Source organism: uncultured Aquabacterium sp. (assembly GCF_947366995.1).
Taxonomy (GTDB): Bacteria; Pseudomonadota; Gammaproteobacteria; order Burkholderiales; family Burkholderiaceae_C; genus Aquabacterium.
Genome location: NZ_CANBCC010000006.1, coordinates 71,834 through 92,207, shown reverse-complemented (window position 1 = coordinate 92,207; position 20,374 = coordinate 71,834). Strand labels below are relative to the sequence as shown.

Here is a 20,374-nt window from a genome sequence, read left to right as displayed (position 1 = left end):
GGGGCATCGGCGAAATCGGCGCGCGGATCGGGCTCGGGCCGACCAGCTCGGGGTGGTAGGCATAGCGCCCGAAGTGCAGGATCTGCATCGCGATCTTGCCGCCGGCCGCGTGCACGGCCTCGGTCACGACGCGGTGCTGCGCGGCCTCCTCTTCGTTGGCCAGGCGGGCGCCACCCGGATAGGGCCGGCCCTGGTCATTGGGGGCGATGCCACCCGTCACCATCAACGCCACACCGCCCCGCGCCCGCTCGGCATAGAAAGCGGCCATCCGTTGGAAGCCGTTCTTGGCCTCTTCCAGCCCCACATGCATCGAGCCCATCAGGACACGGTTGCGCAGTGTGGTGAAGCCCAGATCGAGGGGTTGAAGCAGGTGGGGGTACGCGGTCATGGGGTCTCCGGCAGAAAGGTCTCGATGCAACCAGTTGCATAGCGGTGCACGACTCTAATCGAGTCGCCGACAACATGCAACTGGTTGCATACCCGCACCGGCCCGCTACACTGGCCGCATGTCGCTCGCCCATGCCCTGCTGACCTCGTTGCTGGAAAAACCGTCCTCGGGCTACGACCTCGCCCGCCGCTTCGACAAGTCCATCGGCTTCTTCTGGCACGCCACCCACCAGCAGATCTACCGCGAGCTGGCCCGCATGGAACAGGCCGGGTGGATCGCTTCCGACGCCGCGCCGGACGGCGGCAAGACCCGCAAGCGCCTCTACCAGGTGCTGCCCGCCGGCGAAGCCGCGCTGCGCGCCTGGGTGCGCGAACCCACCGAGCCCACCGACCTGCGCGACGAGCTGATGGTGCGCCTGCGCGCCGACGCCGCCATCGGCCCGTTGGGCCTGGAAGACGAGCTGCGCCGCCGCATGCAGCTGCACCAGACCCGCCTGGCCGCTTACCGGGCCATCGAAGCGCGCGACTTCCCGCCCGGCCACCCCGCCACGCGGGAAAAGCGCATCCAGCATCTCATCCTCAAGACCGGGATCATGTACGAGGCCAGCTGGGCCAATTGGTGCGAAGAGGCCCTCGGCGTGCTGCAGCAGACGGCCTGACGCGCGCCTGCGCGCCCGCTCACCGTGTCAACGGGGGTGGTGCCGCCACCAGCGCCATCCAGCTTACCGGCATGCGCAAGTCCATCGCCGGGATGCGCAGTGCGAGCGGCGCCACCGGCCCCTGCAGGGTGAACAGCGTCTCTCGCGTCAATGCGGCTCGCAGCGGCGCGTCCAGTTCGGGCCGCAGGCTCCAGCTGGCCTTCAGGGGAACGATCAGGTCCTCCGGCCAGCGACCACTCACCAGCACGTCGAGGTCCAGTGGCACCTGCGTGTCGACTGGCACCTTGAACTGCACCGGCAACACCAGCTGAACCGGCACCGTCACCTTGAAGGGCGGCAACCACCGAACCACCGGCACATCCAGCGACACCGGCGCCGACACGCGGACCTGCTGGTCCACCTGCACCACTGTGTGCACAGGCAGCACCGTCTTCAACGCGACACGGGCCGACAGTGCATCCTCGAAGCGCACCCGCACCCGCTGATCCACCTCCAGCGGCACCCGGGGCGACGCCTTCAGGCGCGACGTCAATGGGCGATTCACTGTCGCCGCGGCCTGCAGACCGGCTGGCAACGTGAGCGTGAGCGGCTGATCCCGCAGCGCGAGCCGCACTTCGGCATGCCGCCAGAACAACCACGCACCCATGGCCATCAGGGCCAGCCAAACGGTCAGCACCAGCAGCGCCACCACCACCATCTGAGGACGTGTCACCACACGATGCCAGCCCGATGGCGCCCCTGTGTGGCCCGTCATGGCACAGGGGCACCGGTGGGCTCCGGCCCTTTCAAGCTGCCAATGCTCAGGGCCTGGAACGGCAGGGTCAGATCCAGCTCGGCCAGCCCGGCGCGCACCGTCTGCTGAGGAAAGCGCAAACTCGCCTCCACCGGGCGCGACAGCGGCAGATGCAGCACCTCGCGCACCGGCACACGGGCTTCGATCACGGTGTCTATGCGGGTGCGGATGGGTTCGGGCAGGCTCACCCGCGCCGGCGCCTGCAGCACCACGGGCAACCGTTCGCGCACCGGCACGATCACGTCGATCGGCACATCGGCCTGGATGGGCACACGGCCCCGGATGGGTAGGTTCAGCGTCATGCCCAGCACCCGGGTCTGCACGCGGGTGTCCACGTCCACGGACTGGTCCAGCCGGATCACGGTCTTTACCGGCACGTCCAGCGCGATGGGCACCGTCGTGTCCAGGCTCACCACCAGCGGAATCTCGTCGTCGATCGGAATGGACAGTGCCTGCTGGATGGGCACGCGCACCGGCAGCGTCTGGTCGATGCGCACCGTCACGCCCTCGGCCACGGTGGCCCGTACAGCGAGCGACTCGGGCAGCAGCACGTCGGCCTGCTGTTCGCGCAGCGTGACACGGGCGGCCAGGTGGTGCCACGCATACGCTGCCACGCCGACCGCCACGGCCGTCATGGCCAGCACCAGCACGATCGACGTCAGGATCAGCGCCCGCCATGTCACCACACGACCACCCGCCGCCGGGTCGCCAGAAGGCGACGGCGACGCGGGCACGGGATCACGGGACACATCGGGCTGCACGCGGACACTATGCCACGCATGCCGGTATCATCCGCACGCCTCGCGCACCGTGTCCGCGCGATGTTCCCTCAGCCAGACGGCGCCCTGCACGCCGCGTGACCATGGACTTCCAGCTCACCGACCGCGAATCGGCCCAGGCCATGTTCGCCCACTTCCAGCGCCAGGCCGCCCAGAAGGGCGTCACCCTGCGCGAACCGCCCCCCGAGCCCACCACCTGCTGCGGCCGTGGCTGCAACGGCTGCGTCTGGGAAGGCTTCTACACCGCCGCCAACGACTGGTGCGACGAGGCCATGCTCGTGCTCAGCGACTGAGCAGGGCCGAACCCCGTCACCCCGGCCCGCCATCACGCCACCTTGAAGCGGAAGGCACCGTCCTTGGCCGCGCTCACCTTGATGCGCTGGATGGGCTGCCCCTCGGCCATGCGAGCCAGCACGCTTTCCGCCACTTCGGGCAGCAGGCTGCCATTGAGAATGTGGTCCACCGCCCGGGCGCCCGTGTCCACCTCGGTGCACCGCGCCAGCACCGACTCCACCAGCGCGTCGTCGTAGCTCAATTCGGCCTGGTGGTTGGCCGCCACGCGGGCCGCAATCCGATCCAGCTTGAGCTTGATCACGTCGACCAGCACTTCGTCGTTCAGCGGGTAATAGGGCACCACCTTGGTCCGCCCGATGAAGGCCGGCTTGAAGGTCTTGTAGAGCACCGGGCGCAGTGTCTCCGCCAGTTCGTCTGCAGCCGGCATCTCGTCGACCGACCGCATCACCGGGCCACCCAGTTCCTCGTCCTGCCGGAAGCACGCGTTCATGATCTGCTGTGAGCCCGCGTTCGAGGTGAGGATGATCACCGTGTTGCGGAAGTCGATCTCGCGCCCCTCTGCATCGTCCATCACGCCCTTGTCGAACACCTGGAAGAACATCTCCAGCACATCCGGGTGCGCCTTCTCGACCTCGTCGAGCAGCACCACGCTGTAGGGCTTGCGGCGCACGGCCTCGGTCAGCACGCCGCCCTCGCCATAGCCCACATAGCCGGGCGGCGAGCCCTTCAGGCCGCTGACGCTGTGCGCCTCCTGATACTCGCTCATGTTGATGGTGATGAGGTTGCGCTCGCCGCCATAGAGGATGTCGGCCAGCGCCAGTGCGGTCTCCGTCTTGCCGACGCCGCTGGGCCCCACGAACAGGAACACACCCTTGGGCTTGTTCGGGTCCTCGAGCCCGGCGCGGGCCGTGCGCACACGCTGCGCGATCGCAGCCAGCGCGTGGTCCTGGCCGATGACGCGCTCCTGCAGCGTCCCCTGCAGATTGCGCACCGTGCGAATCTCGTCCTTGACCATCTTGCCCAGCGGGATGCCTGTCCAGGCCGCCACGATCTCGGCGACCACGTGACCATCCACCTGCATCGGCACCAACGGCGCCTCGCCCTGCAGCGCGGCCAGCTCGGCCTGCTTGCCGGCCAGCAACTCATGGTCGGGCGACGCCGGGCTCGCCTCCTTCTTGCGCGACTTTGCGGCCTTGCTCGTGCCCTCGGGCACGGTGGCCTCTGCAGCGGTCGTGGCCAGGCCCGCTTCGGCGGACGACAGGCCACCGGCCTGCTGCTCCAGCTTCGCGCGCAGCGCCTGAATGTCGGTCACCAGCTGCTGCTCATGGCTCCAGCGGGCCTCGTCGGCCTGCAACTGTTGCACGATGGCGTTGCGCTCGGCCTTCAAGGCGTCGAGGCGATCACCATGCCGGGCCCCGATCGTGGCCTCGCGCAGCAAGGCCGCCGCCTCCGCGTCCAGACGTTCCAGACGCTTGCGCGCCTCCTCGATGCGGGCCGGCGTGGCGCTCTGGCCCAGCGCGACCTTGGCGCACGCAGTGTCCAGCACGCTCACGGCCTTGTCCGGCAGCTGCCGACCGCTGATGTAGCGCGCCGACAGGCGCACCGCCTCCCGAATCGCGCCGTCCAGCAAGCGCACGCCGAAGTGCTTTTCCATCAAGGGTGCCATGCCGCGCAGCATCGCGCAGGCAAGCTCCTCGGACGGCTCCTCCACTTTGATCACCTGGAAGCGCCGCGCCAGCGCTGCATCCTTCTCGAAGTACTTCTTGTACTCACCCCAGGTCGTCGCCGCGATCGTGCGCAATTCACCGCGCGCCAGGGCAGGCTTCAGCAGGTTCGCTGCATCGTTCTGCCCCGCCTGGCCGCCCGCACCGATCATGGTGTGCGCCTCGTCAATGAACAGGATGATCGGATGCGCGCTGCGCTTGACCTCGTCGATCACGTTCTTGAGGCGGTTCTCGAACTCGCCCTTGACCGACGCGCCCGCCTGCAGCAGGCCCATGTCGAGCACATGGATGGCGACCCCTTGCAGCGGCGGCGGCACGTCGCCCTCGGCCACACGGAGGGCCAGCCCTTCCACCACCGCCGTCTTGCCGACGCCCGCCTCACCCGTCAGGATGGGGTTGTTCTGGCGCCGGCGCATCAGGATGTCGATGGCCTGTCGAATCTCGGCGTCGCGACCGATCACCGGGTCCACCTTGCCTTCGCGCGCGCGCTCCGTGAGGTTGGTGGTGAACTGGTCGAGGGCGGGGGTCTTGCCGCTGAGGGCATCGGTAGCATCCGCCTCCTCGGCACCCCCCTCCCTGTCGTCCTGCTGCGCCGAGCGGGATGCGGCCGGTGTCACCGCCTCCGTCGAGCCGCGGGTCACCTCGGCCAGTCGGTGCTTCAGGTCCTCCAGCGGAAAGCGCGCGAACAACCGCGACGTGCGGTGCGCCAACTGGCTCAGCGTGGGCTCGGTCAGCAGCGCCAACAGCAGATGCGCACTGCGGATGCGGGCAACAGCTGATTCAAGCGACGCGATCAACCAGGCGTGCTCCAGCAGCACCGGCAGGTGCGCCGAGAACACAGGCGTGCGCGTGTTCCCCGTCTTGAAGCCAGCCAGCTCGGCCTCGATGTCACGCTGCAACTCGGTGAGCGACACACTGGCCCGCTGAGCGAGCACCGCGAGGTCGTTGCCCGGCTTCTCCAGCAAGGCCAGCAGCAGGTGTTCGATGTCCACTTCGTAGTGTCCGCGGCCCATGCACAGACTGGCGGCCCGCTCGGCCGCCTGGCGCGTGGCGTCGTTCAATTTCGAGATGAGGGTCTTGAGGTTCTGGCTCATGGCAACGGGGTCCTTCCCTGGTCCTTGTGTGTTCTTTGTTCTGATGCATCCCGCCTGGCTCAAGCGGGATGAAGCTCATAGCGGATGTCCCCGCGGTCTGCAGTGGATGGGCGGGTCTGCAGAAACGTGTCCCAGCCGAGGCGGCTGCGCGTGCTGTCGCGGCCCGAGTGCAGCACGGTCGGCTCGATGTGCGCGCGGTCCAGTCGCAGGCGCACCTCGAAGGTCAGCCCGGTCCCGAAGCACAGCGTCAGCCACTGTGACAGCGCGCGCGCTCCGCGGCTCTCCGGCAGAAACCCCTGCAGGCGGGCGTGCGGCAAAGGGCCCAACTCCACGCGCAGGCACAGGTTGCGCTGCCAGACCCGCTCGCCCAGCAGCGCGGACTTCCCCAGCACGCCCTGGGTGCGTTGTCCAGCCACCTGCACGCCGAGCCGCGCTCGGGCGAGCTCGGGCAAGGCGTACCAGCGGCCCACGAACTGTTCGATGTGCACCGGCAAACCGAAGTACTCAGCGAGCACGCGCTGGGCCTGCACAGCCGACCACCGCTGGTGCCGCAACGCCCCGCCGTAATACGCGAGTGCCTGGGCCGAAATCGCAGGTACTCGCTCCGCTCCGCCCCGTGGCCGCTCCCCCACGGCATTCAGCCCACCCAGCGACAGGATCATTCGCCGGAAGCGACGTGGCGCCGTCAGCTCCAGATCGATGGGCAAGCGGTGCTTTCGCCACGCGTCGTAGAACAGCACGACCGAGCGGTGCGTGAACACATCGAGGAACGCGCGGGCTGCGGTGTCCTTCTGGTACAGCTCACGCTGCCCGATGGCCTCGGTGTAGCACAGCGGCAAGGCGCCACTCACGCCCAGCAGTCCCATGAAGGCAGGCGTGACCTCGACCCGGTCAATGGCGGTGGCCGGGATCGCACCCAGGTCGGCGAAGTTGTCCTCGCGAGCGTGCACCACCAGCGCCTCGATGTCGCTCGCTGGGAACGACAGCGAAACGGCATTGCGGAAGCGAACCCGCGCCAACCCGCGCCCCGCTGGGAACCCGCCGTCCAGCCAACGGTCCAGCAACCGCACGGCCTGCAGGAAATCGAACTGCTGCGGCTGCTGCAGCAGTTGGTGGATCACACCAGACGTTGAGCGCCGCTGCGGGGAGGACATGACACCAGAACTTCCTGGGTACGCGCGGCCAGCACGGTGAGCTGGGTGAAACTGTTGGCGTGGGCATACAGCCCGAAGAACCGATCCAGGACTTCAGCAAACAGGCCAAGTCCCGCCCCGACGAAACGCTCCTCATCGACAAACAGCTGGACTTCCGTGCCCTTCACGAACGAGGCAAATGGCTCGCCCGGGAGCCAGGCCGTCGCATCGCGACACCGGAGGTCTTCGAGGCCATCGATCATGCCCCGCACACCCGATGCGCGGGCGAAGTCATAGAGGCCCAGCATCTCACGCAGGCCTTCGGCGCCCCCGGACGCCAGCGACAGATGGTTGAGGGACAGATGCGAGATCAAGCGCCACAACATCCCGCCATGCCGATGCAGCCGCACGCTGGCCGTCGGCTTGCGCAGCAGGCGGATCTCGCGCGCCGGACCGCCCCCTTCCATGAACAGGTCGCCCCCCTGCAGGCCGAAAGGCAAGAGCGATGGCAGATCGCGGTTGGTCGCCAGCACCGTCAGCGAAAGCGTATCGATCTGCGGCGCGGCGGGATTGAAGGCCTGATCCACCAACGTCAGCTCCGTCTCGTAACCCGGGCTCTGCTCAGCCAGGTCCTCGTCGCGACGGACATGCCAATAACACCGGGGAGCGCCCTCATCATCGGCCTCGTCGTCGCCGTGGCGGAACGAGAACATCGGCCCGAAGGCCTCGACCGCCTCCCCTTCCGCCGTTTTCCTGACCCGGAACACCTTGCGGATGGTGTGAACCTCATAGGCAAAAGCGCGCCGACTGTCCACCACGACCGGATAGGACACCGTCTGCTGCGTGATGCGGATGGGATCGGCGTGCTGCTCGAACAGGTTGACGACCGGCGTGCAGCCCAGCAAGAGGTTGCGCTCCGAACTCATCTCGAGCAAGCGCGATGCATCCGAGTCGCTGCGAATGCCTTTCATCAGCAGATGGACGGTCAAGCTCCGCGCGTCGGACTCGCCAGCACCGGAGACAGCGCCAGCAGGGGACGACACCGGCAGGTCGACGAAGTTGAACTTCTCGGGAAAGACAAAGTACTCGGTGAGCAGCCGATAGGCGTCGTGCGTTCGCGAGTCGAACGCCACAAGCGGTTCGTCCGGATCGAACCCCGCCTGCTGTGGTCGGGCGTCCGATGCCATCGGCTGCCACACACCATGGTCACCCCATTGCACCATCATGCTCGCGACGTTCCGACACAGGGCCTCGCGCAAGGCGACCACCAGCGAAGGCTCACCGTCGAGATAGAAACGCAACGGTCGCGTCAGGACATCGGGCCAGGCCGCCTGAGGTGACGACAAGGACAGACGTACCGAGAGCACGGACGTGACGCCGGCTGGCAGGGGCGTGCCGGGCGGCGCCTTCACCGCATTGCGATAGATCGCCGACTGGACCACCAGCGGCAGCAGGGTGACGTCCTTGGTGGTGCGAAACCGGCACGCCACGCCCTTGACGGGACGGCTCTGCAGGCTGGTGCCTCGCCCCACCGTGATCGCTCGGGTGAGCTGCCCGGCCGCCGCGCCTTGATCGAAGCGCGCCACCGAGCACGAAGGGAACGGCCGGAGGTAGTGGGGGTACAGCACCTCAAGCATGGACTCGGTGAACAGCGAGAAGTCGTCGTCCAACCGCTTGTGGATGCGGGCGGCCAACAAGGCGAACGACTCGATCATGCGCTCCGCATGCGGGTCACTTGAGACGCCGTCACTCAGCTCGAGCCTGGCAGCGATCTTCGGATAGGCGCGCGCGAACCCCGACGCCCTTTCGCGCAGAAAGGTCAGCTCACGTTCGAAATGGGGGACAAGGCTCTTCATGCGGGTCCGGCGCCCTGTTGCACGCTGAAATTCTGTTTGGACGAATCCATGACGGCTTCGAAACTGATCGGCTCGCGCGCATCGCCGACACGGAGTTCGGCCACGACGTCGAAGCCCCAGCGCCCGGCAATCAGCGATGTACCCCGGAACCGCACCTGCACATGACGCAGCCGGTGCTCGTGGGCCAGGATGGCGCGCTCGATGCTGCGGCAGACCTCGTCCATCTCGTGCGTTCCGTAGGTGGTCACGTGTGCGAAGTCCGTGAGGCCGAAGCCTATGACTGAACGGGCAGCAAGGCTGTACTGGGCGCCGGCAAGGAACAGCGCCTGTCGGGCGTTCAGGATGTTCTCGACATCGCGCGCCACCTGGGCCTTGATCTTGTCGATGCCGACCAGCCCGCCCGGCCGATGTTCGCCCTCGGCGGCCAAGAGGCGATCCCAGATGCTGGGCGGGAACTGGTCAGGCATGGACAAGACGGGGGCTGCGCCCCCGGACTCCATCAGGAGTAGGTGGTGGTGTTGGTGGCCAGGTTCCAGGCGCACGACACGTTGGTGTGACCGACGGTGCCGTCGATCTTCACCTCGTCGTACGACCAGCGGATGGCCGAGTAACGCAGCGAGAACGTCTCGGTCGGCAGGCCTTCACCGCCAACCTGCGGCGTGACGCTGGACACCAGCACGTTCTTCATTTCGATCAGCAGGTAGCGCTTGCGCTGCAGGCCGCCGTTGTGCTGCCCGGCCTGGTTTGCCGTGCTGGAGATCGCACGGTAGAAGTAGACCTTGACTTCTTTGAAGATGGTGCCGGCCGAGCAGGCCTGCAGCAGCTTCGGCGTGGCAGCATCGATGTCCTTGGTGAACACCATGTCGGCGTGCTCGCAGCGCTCGGCCGAGTGACCACCGGCCGTCGATGACGTCGCCGACTTGGGCTGGCGCACGGTCTGCGTCCACGAGCTCACCTCGAGCGTCGGCTTGGTGTTCTTCGCGGTGGGCGATGCTGAGCCGTGGTCCTTGTCACGGACGTCACCGATGACGTCCGAGCCCACGAACTCGACAAAGATGTCCTTTGCCATTCCTCATTCCTCCTGTGTTTGATTAACCGTTGGAGCCGGGCAGCTGGGCGACCAGGCGCAACGAGATGGACAGCTCGTCCAGCTGGAAGTGCGGACGAACAAACGAAACCGCCCTGTACACCCCCGGACGTCCGGGTACTTCTGAAACCTGCACTGCGGCCTCGGCCAGCGGATAGCGCGCCTTGGTTTCCTGCGAGGCGGCCTGGTCTGTCGTCACGTACTGCTGCAGCCAGCCGGTCAGGTAGGCCTCGATCTCGCCCGGCGAGGCAAAGCTGCCAATCTTGTCGCGCATCATGGACTTCATGTAGTGCGCAATGCGGCAGACCGCAAACATGTACTGCAACTGGGCCGACAGCACGGCGTTGGCGCTGGCGGCATCCGAGTCGTACTTCTTGACCTTCTGCACCGACTGCGCTCCGAAGAACGCGGCGTAATCGGTGTTCTTGCAGTGCACCAGGGGGATGAAGCCGAGGTCGCTCAGCTCCTTCTCACGGCGGTCGGTGATCGAGATCTCCGTGGGGCACTTGAGTGCCACTTCACCATCGTCGGTCCGGAAGGTGTGGGTGGGCAAGTCCTCCACCAGACCGCCGCCTTCGACACCACGGATGGCAGCACACCACCCGTAGCTCTCAAAGGCATTGGTCAGGCGAGCCGCAAACGCGTACGCGGCGTTCACCCACAGATAACGCTCGTGGTCGGTGCCATCAGTGCGCTCGACGAAGTTGAAGCCTTCACAGGTCACACCGTCCTTCGGATCAAATGGCTGACGCCCCAGAAAGCGCGGCAGTGTCAGCCCTACGTAGCGGGCATCTTCGGCGTCACGGAAGGACTTCCACTTGGCGTATTCCACCGTGTCGAACACCTTGGCCAGATCACGGGGCTTGCCCAGGTCCGTGTAGGTCTCCAGACCGAACAGCTCCGGCGATGCGGCCGATACGAAGGGTGCATGCGAGGCGGCTGCCACGTGCGACATCTGCTCGAGGAAGTACATGTCCTCCGCGCCACGGCCGATTTCGAAATCGCCAATCAGGCTGGCAAACGGCGCACCACCGAAGGTGCCGAACTCTTCTTCATAGACCTTCTTGAACAGCGCCGACTGGTCGAAGTCGATGGCCGTCTTGAAGTCTTTGACAAGCTCCTTCTTGGTGGCGTTGAAGACCTTGATCTTCAGCATCTCGCCCGTCGAGGTCTGCTTGCACAGATAGTGCAGGCCCGTCCACGAGGACTCCAACTTCTGGAACTCGGGGGCGTGCATGACCTCGCTGAGCTGCATCGAGATCAGCTGGTCAAGCTCGGCGATGCGTGCATCGATGGTGGCCGAGAGGTTGTCGGACACCGTGACCGTGCCCTGCATGACTTCCTTGACCAGCTCGGCAATCAGGTCCTTCGCACGGGCGTGCTCGGTGGTGGTCTTGGCCACCTTGCTCTTGGCGACGATGTCGTCGAGCAGACTGGTCGACTCGACCACGGCACCGGTCTGTGCCTGCAGTTGTGCGCTCATGATGTCACTCCCCGCCCTGCTGGGTTTCTTCGCCCAGTTGCTTGAGCTTCTCGGTGTTGTTGAGCACCTCCCCGAGCACGTCTTCCAGCTTGTCGTTGCCAGCCAGCTTGTTTCGCAGGTCTGACAGCTTGCTGCGTGCCTCCAGCAGCTTGCGCAGCGGCTCGACCTGCTCGACCACGGCTTCAGGCCGGAAATCGTCCATCTTCTTGAACTCGAGGTTCACGGCGAACTCGCCGCCATCGGGGCCAAGCTTGTTCTTCACACGGTAGCTGGCGCGCGGCGCCATGCCAGCCATCACCTCGTCGAAGTTGTCCAGATCGACGTTGACGAACTTGCGGTCCTTCAGACGGACCTGCGGCTTGTCAGGGTCGGGCTGACCCGTGAAGTCGCCCATCACGCCCATGACGAACGGCAACTCCTTCTGCTCGGTGGCGTCACCGATTTCGACGTCGTAGCGCAGTTGCACGCGGGGGGCACGGACACGTCCGAGACGGTCCTGCACACTGTCTTTCTTGGCCATGACAAGGCTCCTTCCTGGTCTGTTTACTGCAAGGCACCAAAGGGGTTGCTGCGCGCGCCACCGGCAGGCGGGGCGGCAGGCTTCACGCCGGCGGGTGAGGGCGCTGCGCCCATTGCCGGCGCCTGAGTACGGTTCATCACGGCGGCCTGCGGGCGGTAGGCAGAGCGATTGCCACGCGGCTTGGCCGGGGGCTCAGCAGGGCCGGCGACCGGCGGGAGAATGGGTTCGCCCAGCGCCTCGCGGATGATGCGGGCGACGCTTTCGGCTTCGCTGCGCGTCGAGCCGGTCACCTCGTTGGCCTTGCGCAGTTGCTCGAGCGCCTCGGCACTGACACGCAGGCCACTGACGGCGACAATGCTCTTCGCGGTGAGGTCGTTCACATCGCGTTGCAGCACTTCCTGGGCTTCGGTGATGGCCAGCCCGTACTGGCGAGCCTCGAAGTGAATCTGGGCCTTCTTCAGCCAAGGCTCCTTGGCAGCCGGATCGGCCTTGATCGCCGCATCGAGGTGCTCGATGGCCTTGTCGGGCTGGCCTTGCTGCTGGGCCTTCTCGGCTGCAGCGAGCTTCTCGTTGACCTGTTCCTGCACGGCCAGACGGGCACTCGCCTCATCCTGCTTGCGGACAGTGCCGCAGCCCGTCAGGCTGGCAGACAACACGAGAACCCCGACCGCGCAGCCCATGCCGCGGCGAATGCTGTACAGCTTCACACCTTGCTCCCTGAATCGTTTGACTTGACTTCTGTGCCGGCCTGCTCTTGGGCAGCGCCTTGATGGCTGGCCGGATTAGAGCCGAATTCGATTGGAGCGCCTGCCCTCTTCCGGGGGGTGTTTACAGACTCTTTCAATCCGTTTCATCTCCACTGCCCCCTGGTGGGGGGAGTGGACTCGGACTCGAAGGCGGGGCTCTCTACACTACCGCCCGGCGAAGGGCATTGGTCGCTCCGTCCACAGAAGTCATGACAACAGGGAGAAGCCGTACGACGGGCTGGTGCGTCGCCGCGCTGGTCACATCCGCGCTGCTGGGCGCCTGCAACTCTGCCCCGCAGGCACCGGCCATGCCAGCCGCGCCGGAGTCGGCACAGGCTCAAGCGCTGCCATCGACTGACAAGGCCGGGCTGCTCGATGCCATCGGCAACCTGGGCAACAAGGCGCTCGAGAGCGTGGGGCTCAAGCAGCCAGCGCCGCCGGAATTGCCTCAGGTGCCCGATAGCGCGCTACCGGACTGGCCCGTCAGTCTGAAGCTGCATGCGAGCGACGCTTTGAACGTGACGCCGAGCGGACAGTCGCTGGCCGTGCTGGTGCGCGTCTACCGACTGAAAAGCCCCGATGCCTTCCTGCAGGCACCGCTCGGTGTGTTTGGCGACGCGGGCAAGGAGAAGGAAGCGTTCGGCGAAGACCTGCTCGGTGCACGAGAGATCCAGCTCGTGCCGGGCCAGCGTCACGCCTCCACCGAAAAGGTGGCGCGGGATGGCCGCTTCCTTGGCGTCGTGGCGCTGTTCCGCAAGCCGGCCGAGGGCCGTTGGCGCTATGCGTTCAGCACACCGAAGGCGGCATGGTCCGGCCTGCATGTCGGGGTGCATGCCTGCGCCATGAGCGTGCAGGTCGGCGAGCCCCTCGGCACATCTGCCCCTGCCGCGCGCTCGGTCGCCGTCCCCTGCCCATGACGGCGCCCCATCGATACGAACCGAAAGGAACCGCGTCTTGATCCCGACTCCGAAGATCCTGTGGGGCGAAGGCCTCTTTCTGCGCCCGCAGCATTTCCAGCAACAGGACGCTTACCACGAGTGGCGTCTCGCGCAGATGACGCGTGCACTGCATCCGTATGCCTGGGGTGTCCAGCACATCAAGGTCGATCCGGATGCACTGCAGACTGGCCTGCTGCGCCTGCTCGAAGTGCGCGCCATCCTGCCGGATGGCGAGCTGTACAACGCGCCCGGTGATGACGAGCTCCCGCCGCCCGTGGCCCTTAGCGCGCTGGGCGATGCAGCCGACACGCTGGCCGGCGAAGCTGTCTTCCATCTGACGATGGCGCCGCTGCGTGCGCAGGGCACCAATGTGGCCGCATCCCGAGACGAGGCCGACACAGCGGTGCGCTACTTCCGCGAGGGGCGGCAGGTGGGTGACGCCTACACCGACGCGGTCTCAGCGGAGGTGGTGGTGCTGCGCAAGTCGGCACGCCTGCTGCCCGACGTGGCACCGCGGGCTCATCTGGTGAGCCTGCCCTTGCTTCGGCTCAAGAAGACCTCGACCGGCGGGTTCGAACTGGACGGCCGCTTCATGCCGCCGTGCGCCAGCATCCAGGCCTCACCCGCGCTGTTCCTGCATGTGCGGCGATTGCTCGACGTGCTGCAGGCGAAGGTGGACGCGCTCTACGGCCTGCACCGGGAGCCGAGCAAGAACATCATCGAGTTCCGCTCGGGCGACGTCGCCTCGTTCTGGCTGCTGCACACCGCGAGCGCGGCCTTTGCCAGCCTGTCCCACCTGGCGCGGCACCCGGCCCTGCATCCCGAGCGGCTGTTCGAACGCCTCCTGGAGCTGGCCGGCGCCCTGCTGACCTTTTCCAAGGGTTACACGCTGGCCGACCTGCCCGCGTACGATCATCTCAATCCGGGCCCCGCGTTCAACCGACTGGACCAGATCGTTCGCGAGCTGCTGGAGACCGTGATCTCCACGCGCTACTTCGCGATCGCCCTGAACGAAGTGCAGCCTTCGTTCCACCAGGGGCGCCTGGACGCGGAGCAAATCCAACAGCAGACGCAGTTCTACCTTGGTGTGTCGGCAGCCATGCCGCCAGCGGAACTGGTCGATGTGGTGCCGCACCGCTTCAAGGTCGGCGCACCCGACGACGTCGAAAAACTCGTGCTGTCGGCCATGCCTGGCGTGCGACTGGTGCATGCGCCCCAGGTGCCCGCTGCCGTGCCGGTGCGCCCCGGAAGCTACTACTTCACGCTGGAACCGCGCGGCATGCTCTACGAGCGCATGCTGCGGGCCCAGGCCCTCACCATCTATGTGCCCGCCGGCATCCAGGATCTGAAGCTGGAGCTGGTGGCGGTCAACGCCTGACCTGGGGAACCGCACCATGTCGCCTTCTTCTGCCATGCCCACCCTGTTCGATGGCGCCCGGGCGCCCTCCCCGCGCCATGAGGCGGGCACATCGAGCGAGGCGACCTGCCTGCTCGACCTGATGTACGACGGCTTCTACCTGCTGTTTCTGCTGAAGGCCAAGCATGCACCGCTGGACGCCGACTCCTTCCGCGAGCGCATCAAGCAGTTCCTTACGGCCTTCGAGCGCGGCGCCACGCGCATGCAGGCCGATGCCGAGGACGTGTACGCCTGCAAGTACGCTTTCTGTGCCACGGTGGACGAAGTGGTCCTGATGTCCGGCTTCAAGGTGCGCGATGCCTGGCAGCGGCTGCCTCTGCAACTGCAGTTCTTCGGTGAGCAGCTGGCCGGCGAGCAGTTCTTCGAGCGACTTGAGACCTTGCGACGCGAAGGCGCACCGCGCGTGCAGGCACTGGAAGTGTTCCACATGTGCCTGCTGCTGGGCTTCCAGGGCAAGTACCTGCTCGAAGGCACGGAGAAGCTGAACTACCTGACCGCGCGCCTGGGTGACGAAATCGCCCGCATGAAGGGCCAGGGCGCGGCTTTCGCGCCGCACTGGGCGGCACCCGACAAGGTGCAGAACCAGCTGAAGAACGAGGTCCCGCTCTGGGTGGTCGGTTCGGTGTTCGGGGTGATGGCCCTGGCTGGCTTTCTGGGCCTGCGATGGCAGCTGACCGAGCAGACGAAGCAGCAGCTCGGCCAGCAACATCACATCGTGCAAATGGCGCCCCAGGTGGCGCACATCACGGTCACGCTGCCCTGAGACCGGTCAGTCCGCAGGGTCGGTGTCGGTGCCGGCGCGGCCATCTCCCAGCATGGCGCGCAACTGGTTCAGCCGGTCGCCAATCTTGATCTCCAGCCCGCGGTTCACGGGCTGGTAGAAGGCCTGAGGGGCCATGCCATCCGGGAAGTAACGCTCGCCCGCGGCCACGCCTTCGGGCTCGTCATGGGCATAGCGGTAGCCGTCTCCATGGCCCAGCTGCTTCATCAGCTTGGTGGGCGCATTGCGCAGGTGCATGGGCACGGGACGGGTGGTGTCTTGCTTGACCCACGCGCGCACGGCCTTGTACGCCGCGTAGGCCGCATTGCTCTTGGGCGCGATGGCAAGGTAGATCACGCATTGAGCCAGCGTCAGTTCGCCTTCCGGTGAACCCAGTCGCTCGTAGGTCTCGGCAGCATCCAGCGCCATCCGCAGGGCCCGGGGGTCGGCCAGACCGATGTCCTCGCTCGCCATGCGGATGAGCCGCCGCACGATGTAGCGCGGGTCGACCCCACCGTCCACCATGCGCACGAACCAGTACAACGCCGCGTCGGGGTCAGAGCCCCGCACCGATTTGTGCAGTGCCGAGATCGTGTCGTAGAACTGGTCGCCGCCCTTGTCATAGCGACGCAGCTGTTCGCCCAGGGCCTTTTCGAGCTGGGGTTCATCGATTTCCTCGACGCCCCTCAGCATGGCAGTCAGCGTCTCGTAGGTGTTGAGCACACGGCGGGCGTCGCCGTCGGCATAGGCGATGAGGCGAGTGCGGGCGGCCGGGGTCAGCCTTGGCCCTGCCAGCGCAGCCTGGCCCTTGTCCAGCAGGGTCAGCATGGCGCCCTCATCCATGGCCCGCAGCACGTGCACCGTGGCGCGCGACAGCAGCGCAGCGTTGACCTCGAAAGACGGGTTCTCGGTCGTGGCGCCAATGAAGGTGAACAGGCCCGACTCGACGTGAGGCAGGAAGGCGTCCTGCTGCGCCTTGTTGAAGCGATGCACCTCATCCACGAACACGATCGTGCGCCGGCCAAGGTGACGCACGGCCTGCGCCTGTTCCACCGCCTCGCGGATGTCCTTCACCCCGCCGAGGACCGCCGAGATGGCGAGGAACTGCGCATCGAACGCACGCGCCATCAAACGCGCGAGCGTCGTCTTGCCCACCCCGGGCGGGCCCCACAAGATCATGGAGTGCGGCTGGCCTGACTCGAAGGCCACGCGCAGAGGCTGGCCGGGGCCGAGCAGGTGATCCTGCCCGACCACGTCGTCGATGGATTGGGGACGCAGGCGCTCGGCCAACGGCGTGCCGACCGCGTGCGTCGGCGCGGCCGCGGTATCCGGCGCCGGGATGGCAGCAGGACGGCCCTGGCCACCGGGATCCGGCAGATCAAGTGAGAGGCTCTCTTGCATGACGGAATTGTCGCAGGCCGCCCCACCGTGCTGACAGGAGGGGGACTGGACAAACCCTCGGTGCGGTGCCACAATAGATGATTCTTCGCTGTGCCAGCCCTTTATGGGCGGCCGATGAGGAATCTGAGTACATCCCCTCTGACCTTTTTCAAGCCGGGCACACACCGTCGGGTGTCTGCCAGTCAAGGTAGCCGGGTCGTGCGACGTCTGCTTCACCAGAAGCGACCACTCTACGGAGTGCACGGACCACAGCTTCAGCACACGTGTCTTGAGTTCCGGTTGGCGGCGATGCCGTCGCTTTCAAACCGACTCACCGTGACCCGTCACGCGCTGCATGCGCCTGTCACGAAGTACGGACACGAATCCCAGCGACCCACCCCGGGCCAGGCCCGTCGACCCGCAATCGGGTCGCGTCCTGGCTTGCGCGACATGCTGCCCATCGGGCCGCAGGTTGTGCCTTGCATTGCTTGAAAGAACACATGTCCCAAGATCAAACAAACCAGAACAGCGTCGACTCGCAGCTCGAAGCCCTCGTTCGCCGCATCGAAAGCGATTTCGGCGTCGAGCCGCAGGCTGACGCCGTCGAGACGCCCGAAGGCCCGACCTTTGCCGACCTCGGCCTGAGCGCGCACCTGGTGCACGCCCTGGCCGATTCGGGCTACACCCAGCCGACCAGTGTGCAGGTGCAGGCCATTCCGGCCGCCCTGAACGGTGCCGACCTGCGTGTGGCTTCGAGCACCGGCTCGGGCAAGACCGCCGCCTTCATGCTGCCGGCGCTGGAGCGCATCGTGGCCGCCCGTGGCGACAACGCCAAGCGCCGCGAAAAGGGCAAGGTCCACGGCCCGCGCGTGCTGGTGCTCGCCCCGACCCGCGAACTGGCCCTGCAAGTGGCCAAGGCCGCCACGACCTATGGCCGCCACCTGCAAGGCCTGCGTGTGGCCACGGTGGTGGGCGGCGTGCCGTACGGCGCTCAGCTCAAGGCCTTGAAGGGGCCGCTGGATGTGTTGATTGCCACCCCCGGCCGTCTGCTGGACCACCTGGGCACCGGCGCCGCCATCCTGTCCAATCTGGAAGTGCTGGTGCTGGACGAAGCCGACCGCATGCTGGACATGGGCTTCATCGAGGACATCGAGCAGATCGCCGCCGCCACCCCGGCGGAGCGCCAGACGCTGATGTTCTCGGCGACCTTTGCCGGTCACGTGGGTCAGCTGGCACAGCGCCTGACGCGCGATGCCCTGAGCATCGAAGTGGCCTCGCACACCGACAGCCACGACAACATCGAACAGCGTCTGCACCTGGCCGACTCGCTGCACCACAAGAACGACCTGCTGGACAAGCTGCTGACCGCCCGCGAAGTGGACCAGGCCGTGATCTTCACGAGCACCCAGCGCGACGCCGACATCCTGGCCGACCGCCTGGCCGACATGGGCCACGCCGTCGCCGCACTGCACGGCGGCATGCCGCAAGGCCGCCGCAACCGCGTGCTGCAGGCACTGCGTTCGCGCCAACTGCGCGTGCTGGTGGCCACCGACGTGGCTGCCCGTGGCATCGACGTGCCCACGATCACCCACGTGATCAACTACGGCATGCCGATGAAGCCGGAAGACTACGTGCACCGCATCGGCCGTACGGGTCGTGCCGGTCGCTCCGGTCTGGCCGTGACGCTCGCCGAGCGCCGCGACATCCCGATGGTGCGCCGCATCGAACGCTTTACCACCCAGCGCATCCCTGAATCGGTGATCGAGGGTCTGGAGCCGACGACGAAGATGCACGCCGACCGCGGCGGCCCTCGTCGCGACAAGCCGATGCCCGGCCACGGCCGTCGCGATGACCGCGGCCCCCGCTTTGGCGGCAAGCGTGAAGGCGGCTGGGGCGAGCCCCGCGGCTTCGGCGCTCCGCGTGAGGAGCGTCATGGCGGCGAGCGCCGCGAGTTTGCGCCGCGTGAAGAGGGCTTCAGCCCGAACCGCGAAGCACGCTTTGCACCGCGTGAAGACGGCCCGCGTGGTTTCGGCGGCGATCGCTCGGGCGACCGCGGTGGCTTCCGTGGCGAGCGCAAGCCTTTCGGCGACCGCCCGCAGGGTGACCGTGGTGGCTTCGGTGGCGGCGAACGCAAGTTCGGCGGTGATCGTCCTGCCTTTGGTGGCGACCGCCCCCGTACGGACCGACCGTTTGCCGATCGCCGTGAGCGCGGTGCTGATCCGTTTGGCGACCGCCAGGGCGGCGACCGTCCGTTTGGTGACCGTCCGTTTGGTGACCGTCCGCAAGGCAAGCCGTTCGGCGGCAAGCCCGGCTTCGGTGGCGATCGCTTCGAAGCGCGCGGTGAAGGCCGCCCGTTTGGCGACAAGCCTTTCGGTGGCAAGCCCGGTCACGGCAAGTTCGGTGACAAGCCCTCGTTCGGCGGCAAGCCGGGTGGCTTCAAGTCGGGCCCGAAGCCGGGCTTCGGCGGCAAGCGCCCCGGTTTCGTCAAGCGCGAAGGCTGATTGAAGTGCCTTGCAGAGGCTCACGCTGTGAGCCTCTGACCAGCCACAATGAGGGCTGGTTCAACAACATACAAAGATTCAAGGAGTGGCGCGCCCTTGACGCGTCATGACGGACAGAGGCCCGGCCCCACGTGGGCCCGCCCTGCCCGCTCGTTCAAGGCTGGTTCAGCACGTCGGCGCCCGCTGGCGGTGTGAACTGGAAACGGCCGGCCGCCAGGGTCGGCTTCGAATCGAACTGCGTGAAGTCCAGTCTCGAGCGCTGCCCGAAGGCATCCAGGATCTCCAGGGCCGTCAACTGACCGCCCCGGAATCCGACGCGCACGGATTGGAATTGCCCCTCTTTGTGGCGCGGCAAGGCCTCCACCCATTCCATCGAGTTCGTTGCCTGTTGAGGCGTCGGGGTCGCGGTCGCCGCACCCGACGAGGAAGCAGCAACGTTCTTGAGGGTGAAGTCCTTGTCCAGCGACGCACCGGCCAGCAAGGCCGCTGGCGTGGCCCCCAAGGCCTGGCTCATCGGACGCACCGTGACCTGGTTGAGGTCGGTGTCGTACAGCCATACTTGCTTGCCATCGCCCACGATGAGCTGCTCGGTGGGCGCGGTGTAGCTGAAGCGGAAGCGGTTCGGGCGCTGGAACTCCAGCGTGCCGCGCGACTGTCGGCTCTTCTTGCCATCCGGCGAGGTCACGGTCTGCACGAAGCTGCCGCGTCCGGCGTCCACGTCCTTCACGAAGGCGCGCAGGGCCGCCACGGCATCGGCCCGGGCCGGCTGGCTCAGCATGAGGCTGGCGGCCGCCACGGCACCGATGGTCAGCATACGGGTCAT

General features: G+C 66.7%; 18 protein-coding genes and 1 pseudogene. 6 read left to right on the top strand and 13 right to left on the bottom strand.

Annotated elements, in window-relative coordinates; translation table 11 throughout:
* A pseudogene (gene fadH / locus Q0Z44_RS03500) lies at positions 1 to 388 on the bottom strand (NADPH-dependent 2,4-dienoyl-CoA reductase); the annotation flags it as partial.
* 118 nt (positions 389 to 506) lie between these two features.
* On the opposite strand from fadH, the gene Q0Z44_RS03495 reads away from it, so the two are divergent.
* Positions 507 to 1,046, top strand: coding sequence for a PadR family transcriptional regulator (locus Q0Z44_RS03495; RefSeq protein WP_298010368.1), 540 nt, complete (start codon positions 507 to 509; stop codon positions 1,044 to 1,046).
* Positions 1,047 to 1,065: 19 nt separating this feature from the next.
* Here Q0Z44_RS03495 and Q0Z44_RS03490 read toward each other — a convergent pair whose 3' ends face one another.
* Complete coding sequence (locus Q0Z44_RS03490; RefSeq protein WP_298010365.1) at positions 1,066 to 1,758, bottom strand: hypothetical protein; 693 nt, start codon at positions 1,756 to 1,758, stop codon at positions 1,066 to 1,068.
* A gap of 38 nt (positions 1,759 to 1,796) precedes the next feature.
* On the bottom strand, positions 1,797 to 2,600 hold the full coding sequence (locus Q0Z44_RS03485) for a hypothetical protein (RefSeq protein ID WP_298010361.1): 804 nt from the start codon (positions 2,598 to 2,600) through the stop codon (positions 1,797 to 1,799).
* A gap of 101 nt (positions 2,601 to 2,701) precedes the next feature.
* Here Q0Z44_RS03485 and Q0Z44_RS03480 point away from each other — a divergent pair, with 101 nt between their 5' ends.
* Positions 2,702 to 2,911 (top strand): oxidoreductase-like domain-containing protein, encoded by a 210-nt coding sequence (locus Q0Z44_RS03480; RefSeq protein ID WP_109037182.1) that lies wholly within the window; start codon positions 2,702 to 2,704, stop codon positions 2,909 to 2,911.
* 32 nt (positions 2,912 to 2,943) lie between these two features.
* On the opposite strand, the gene tssH is transcribed toward Q0Z44_RS03480, so the two are convergent.
* Genes tssH through Q0Z44_RS03440 form a run of 8 tightly spaced genes read right to left on the bottom strand, consistent with a single transcriptional unit; the run spans position 2,944 to position 12,516 of the window.
* Positions 2,944 to 5,730 (bottom strand): type VI secretion system ATPase TssH, encoded by a 2,787-nt coding sequence (gene tssH / locus Q0Z44_RS03475; RefSeq protein ID WP_298010351.1) that lies wholly within the window; start codon positions 5,728 to 5,730, stop codon positions 2,944 to 2,946.
* Between the two features lie 59 nt (positions 5,731 to 5,789).
* On the bottom strand, positions 5,790 to 6,851 hold the full coding sequence (gene tssG / locus Q0Z44_RS03470) for a type VI secretion system baseplate subunit TssG (protein WP_298010346.1): 1,062 nt from the start codon (positions 6,849 to 6,851) through the stop codon (positions 5,790 to 5,792).
* Positions 6,848 to 8,719, bottom strand: coding sequence for a type VI secretion system baseplate subunit TssF (gene tssF / locus Q0Z44_RS03465; protein WP_298010342.1), 1,872 nt, complete (start codon positions 8,717 to 8,719; stop codon positions 6,848 to 6,850). The genes tssG and tssF overlap by 4 nt, the downstream gene beginning before the upstream one ends.
* Positions 8,716 to 9,186: a type VI secretion system baseplate subunit TssE gene (tssE, locus tag Q0Z44_RS03460; RefSeq protein ID WP_298010341.1), complete on the bottom strand. Its 471-nt coding sequence runs from the start codon at positions 9,184 to 9,186 to the stop codon at positions 8,716 to 8,718. The genes tssF and tssE overlap by 4 nt, the downstream gene beginning before the upstream one ends.
* A 32-nt stretch (positions 9,187 to 9,218) precedes the next feature.
* Positions 9,219 to 9,788 (bottom strand): type VI secretion system tube protein Hcp, encoded by a 570-nt coding sequence (locus Q0Z44_RS03455; protein WP_109037187.1) that lies wholly within the window; start codon positions 9,786 to 9,788, stop codon positions 9,219 to 9,221.
* A gap of 22 nt (positions 9,789 to 9,810) precedes the next feature.
* Positions 9,811 to 11,289: a type VI secretion system contractile sheath large subunit gene (gene tssC / locus Q0Z44_RS03450; protein WP_109037188.1), complete on the bottom strand. Its 1,479-nt coding sequence runs from the start codon at positions 11,287 to 11,289 to the stop codon at positions 9,811 to 9,813.
* Positions 11,290 to 11,293: 4 nt separating this feature from the next.
* Positions 11,294 to 11,809: a type VI secretion system contractile sheath small subunit gene (gene tssB, locus Q0Z44_RS03445; protein WP_298010334.1), complete on the bottom strand. Its 516-nt coding sequence runs from the start codon at positions 11,807 to 11,809 to the stop codon at positions 11,294 to 11,296.
* Positions 11,810 to 11,832: 23 nt separating this feature from the next.
* Positions 11,833 to 12,516 (bottom strand): tetratricopeptide repeat protein, encoded by a 684-nt coding sequence (locus Q0Z44_RS03440; protein ID WP_298010331.1) that lies wholly within the window; start codon positions 12,514 to 12,516, stop codon positions 11,833 to 11,835.
* Positions 12,517 to 12,764: 248 nt separating this feature from the next.
* Here Q0Z44_RS03440 and tssJ point away from each other — a divergent pair, with 248 nt between their 5' ends.
* The 3 genes from tssJ to icmH are packed head-to-tail and all read left to right on the top strand — an operon-like array spanning position 12,765 to position 15,673.
* On the top strand, positions 12,765 to 13,472 hold the full coding sequence (gene tssJ, locus Q0Z44_RS03435; RefSeq protein WP_298010328.1) for a type VI secretion system lipoprotein TssJ: 708 nt from the start codon (positions 12,765 to 12,767) through the stop codon (positions 13,470 to 13,472).
* A 37-nt stretch (positions 13,473 to 13,509) separates the two neighbouring features.
* On the top strand, positions 13,510 to 14,871 hold the full coding sequence (gene tssK, locus Q0Z44_RS03430) for a type VI secretion system baseplate subunit TssK (RefSeq protein WP_298010325.1): 1,362 nt from the start codon (positions 13,510 to 13,512) through the stop codon (positions 14,869 to 14,871).
* Positions 14,872 to 14,887: 16 nt separating this feature from the next.
* Positions 14,888 to 15,673: a type IVB secretion system protein IcmH/DotU gene (icmH, locus tag Q0Z44_RS03425; protein ID WP_298010322.1), complete on the top strand. Its 786-nt coding sequence runs from the start codon at positions 14,888 to 14,890 to the stop codon at positions 15,671 to 15,673.
* A 6-nt stretch (positions 15,674 to 15,679) separates the two neighbouring features.
* Here the strand turns inward: icmH and Q0Z44_RS03420 are convergent, their stop codons facing one another.
* A complete protein-coding gene (locus tag Q0Z44_RS03420; RefSeq protein WP_298010319.1) occupies positions 15,680 to 17,071 on the bottom strand; it encodes a replication-associated recombination protein A in 1,392 nt (463 codons plus the stop codon).
* A gap of 479 nt (positions 17,072 to 17,550) precedes the next feature.
* Between Q0Z44_RS03420 and Q0Z44_RS03415 the strand changes: the two genes are divergently transcribed.
* Positions 17,551 to 19,551, top strand: a complete 2,001-nt coding sequence (locus tag Q0Z44_RS03415; RefSeq protein ID WP_298010316.1) for a DEAD/DEAH box helicase — start codon at positions 17,551 to 17,553, stop codon at positions 19,549 to 19,551.
* Between the two features lie 154 nt (positions 19,552 to 19,705).
* Here the strand turns inward: Q0Z44_RS03415 and lolA are convergent, their stop codons facing one another.
* The gene (gene lolA / locus Q0Z44_RS03410) at positions 19,706 to 20,374 is read right to left on the bottom strand and encodes an outer membrane lipoprotein chaperone LolA (protein WP_298010387.1); all 669 of its coding nucleotides are present in this window, start codon (positions 20,372 to 20,374) and stop codon (positions 19,706 to 19,708) included.

Coding starts and splice junctions, on each gene's coding strand:
- Q0Z44_RS03495 (WP_298010368.1), top strand. CDS start 507: ATGTCGCTCGCCCATGCCCTGCTGACCTCGTTGCTGGAAAAACCGTCC.
- tssC (WP_109037188.1), bottom strand. CDS start 11,289: ATGAGCGCACAACTGCAGGCACAGACCGGTGCCGTGGTCGAGTCGACC.
- tssE (WP_298010341.1), bottom strand. CDS start 9,186: ATGCCTGACCAGTTCCCGCCCAGCATCTGGGATCGCCTCTTGGCCGCC.
- tssB (WP_298010334.1), bottom strand. CDS start 11,809: ATGGCCAAGAAAGACAGTGTGCAGGACCGTCTCGGACGTGTCCGTGCC.
- Q0Z44_RS03455 (WP_109037187.1), bottom strand. CDS start 9,788: ATGGCAAAGGACATCTTTGTCGAGTTCGTGGGCTCGGACGTCATCGGT.
- Q0Z44_RS03420 (WP_298010319.1), bottom strand. CDS start 17,071: ATGCAAGAGAGCCTCTCACTTGATCTGCCGGATCCCGGTGGCCAGGGC.
- Q0Z44_RS03415 (WP_298010316.1), top strand. CDS start 17,551: ATGTCCCAAGATCAAACAAACCAGAACAGCGTCGACTCGCAGCTCGAA.
- tssF (WP_298010342.1), bottom strand. CDS start 8,719: ATGAAGAGCCTTGTCCCCCATTTCGAACGTGAGCTGACCTTTCTGCGC.
- tssH (WP_298010351.1), bottom strand. CDS start 5,730: ATGAGCCAGAACCTCAAGACCCTCATCTCGAAATTGAACGACGCCACG.
- Q0Z44_RS03480 (WP_109037182.1), top strand. CDS start 2,702: ATGGACTTCCAGCTCACCGACCGCGAATCGGCCCAGGCCATGTTCGCC.
- icmH (WP_298010322.1), top strand. CDS start 14,888: ATGTCGCCTTCTTCTGCCATGCCCACCCTGTTCGATGGCGCCCGGGCG.
- lolA (WP_298010387.1), bottom strand. CDS start 20,374: ATGACCCGTATGCTGACCATCGGTGCCGTGGCGGCCGCCAGCCTCATG.
- tssJ (WP_298010328.1), top strand. CDS start 12,765: ATGACAACAGGGAGAAGCCGTACGACGGGCTGGTGCGTCGCCGCGCTG.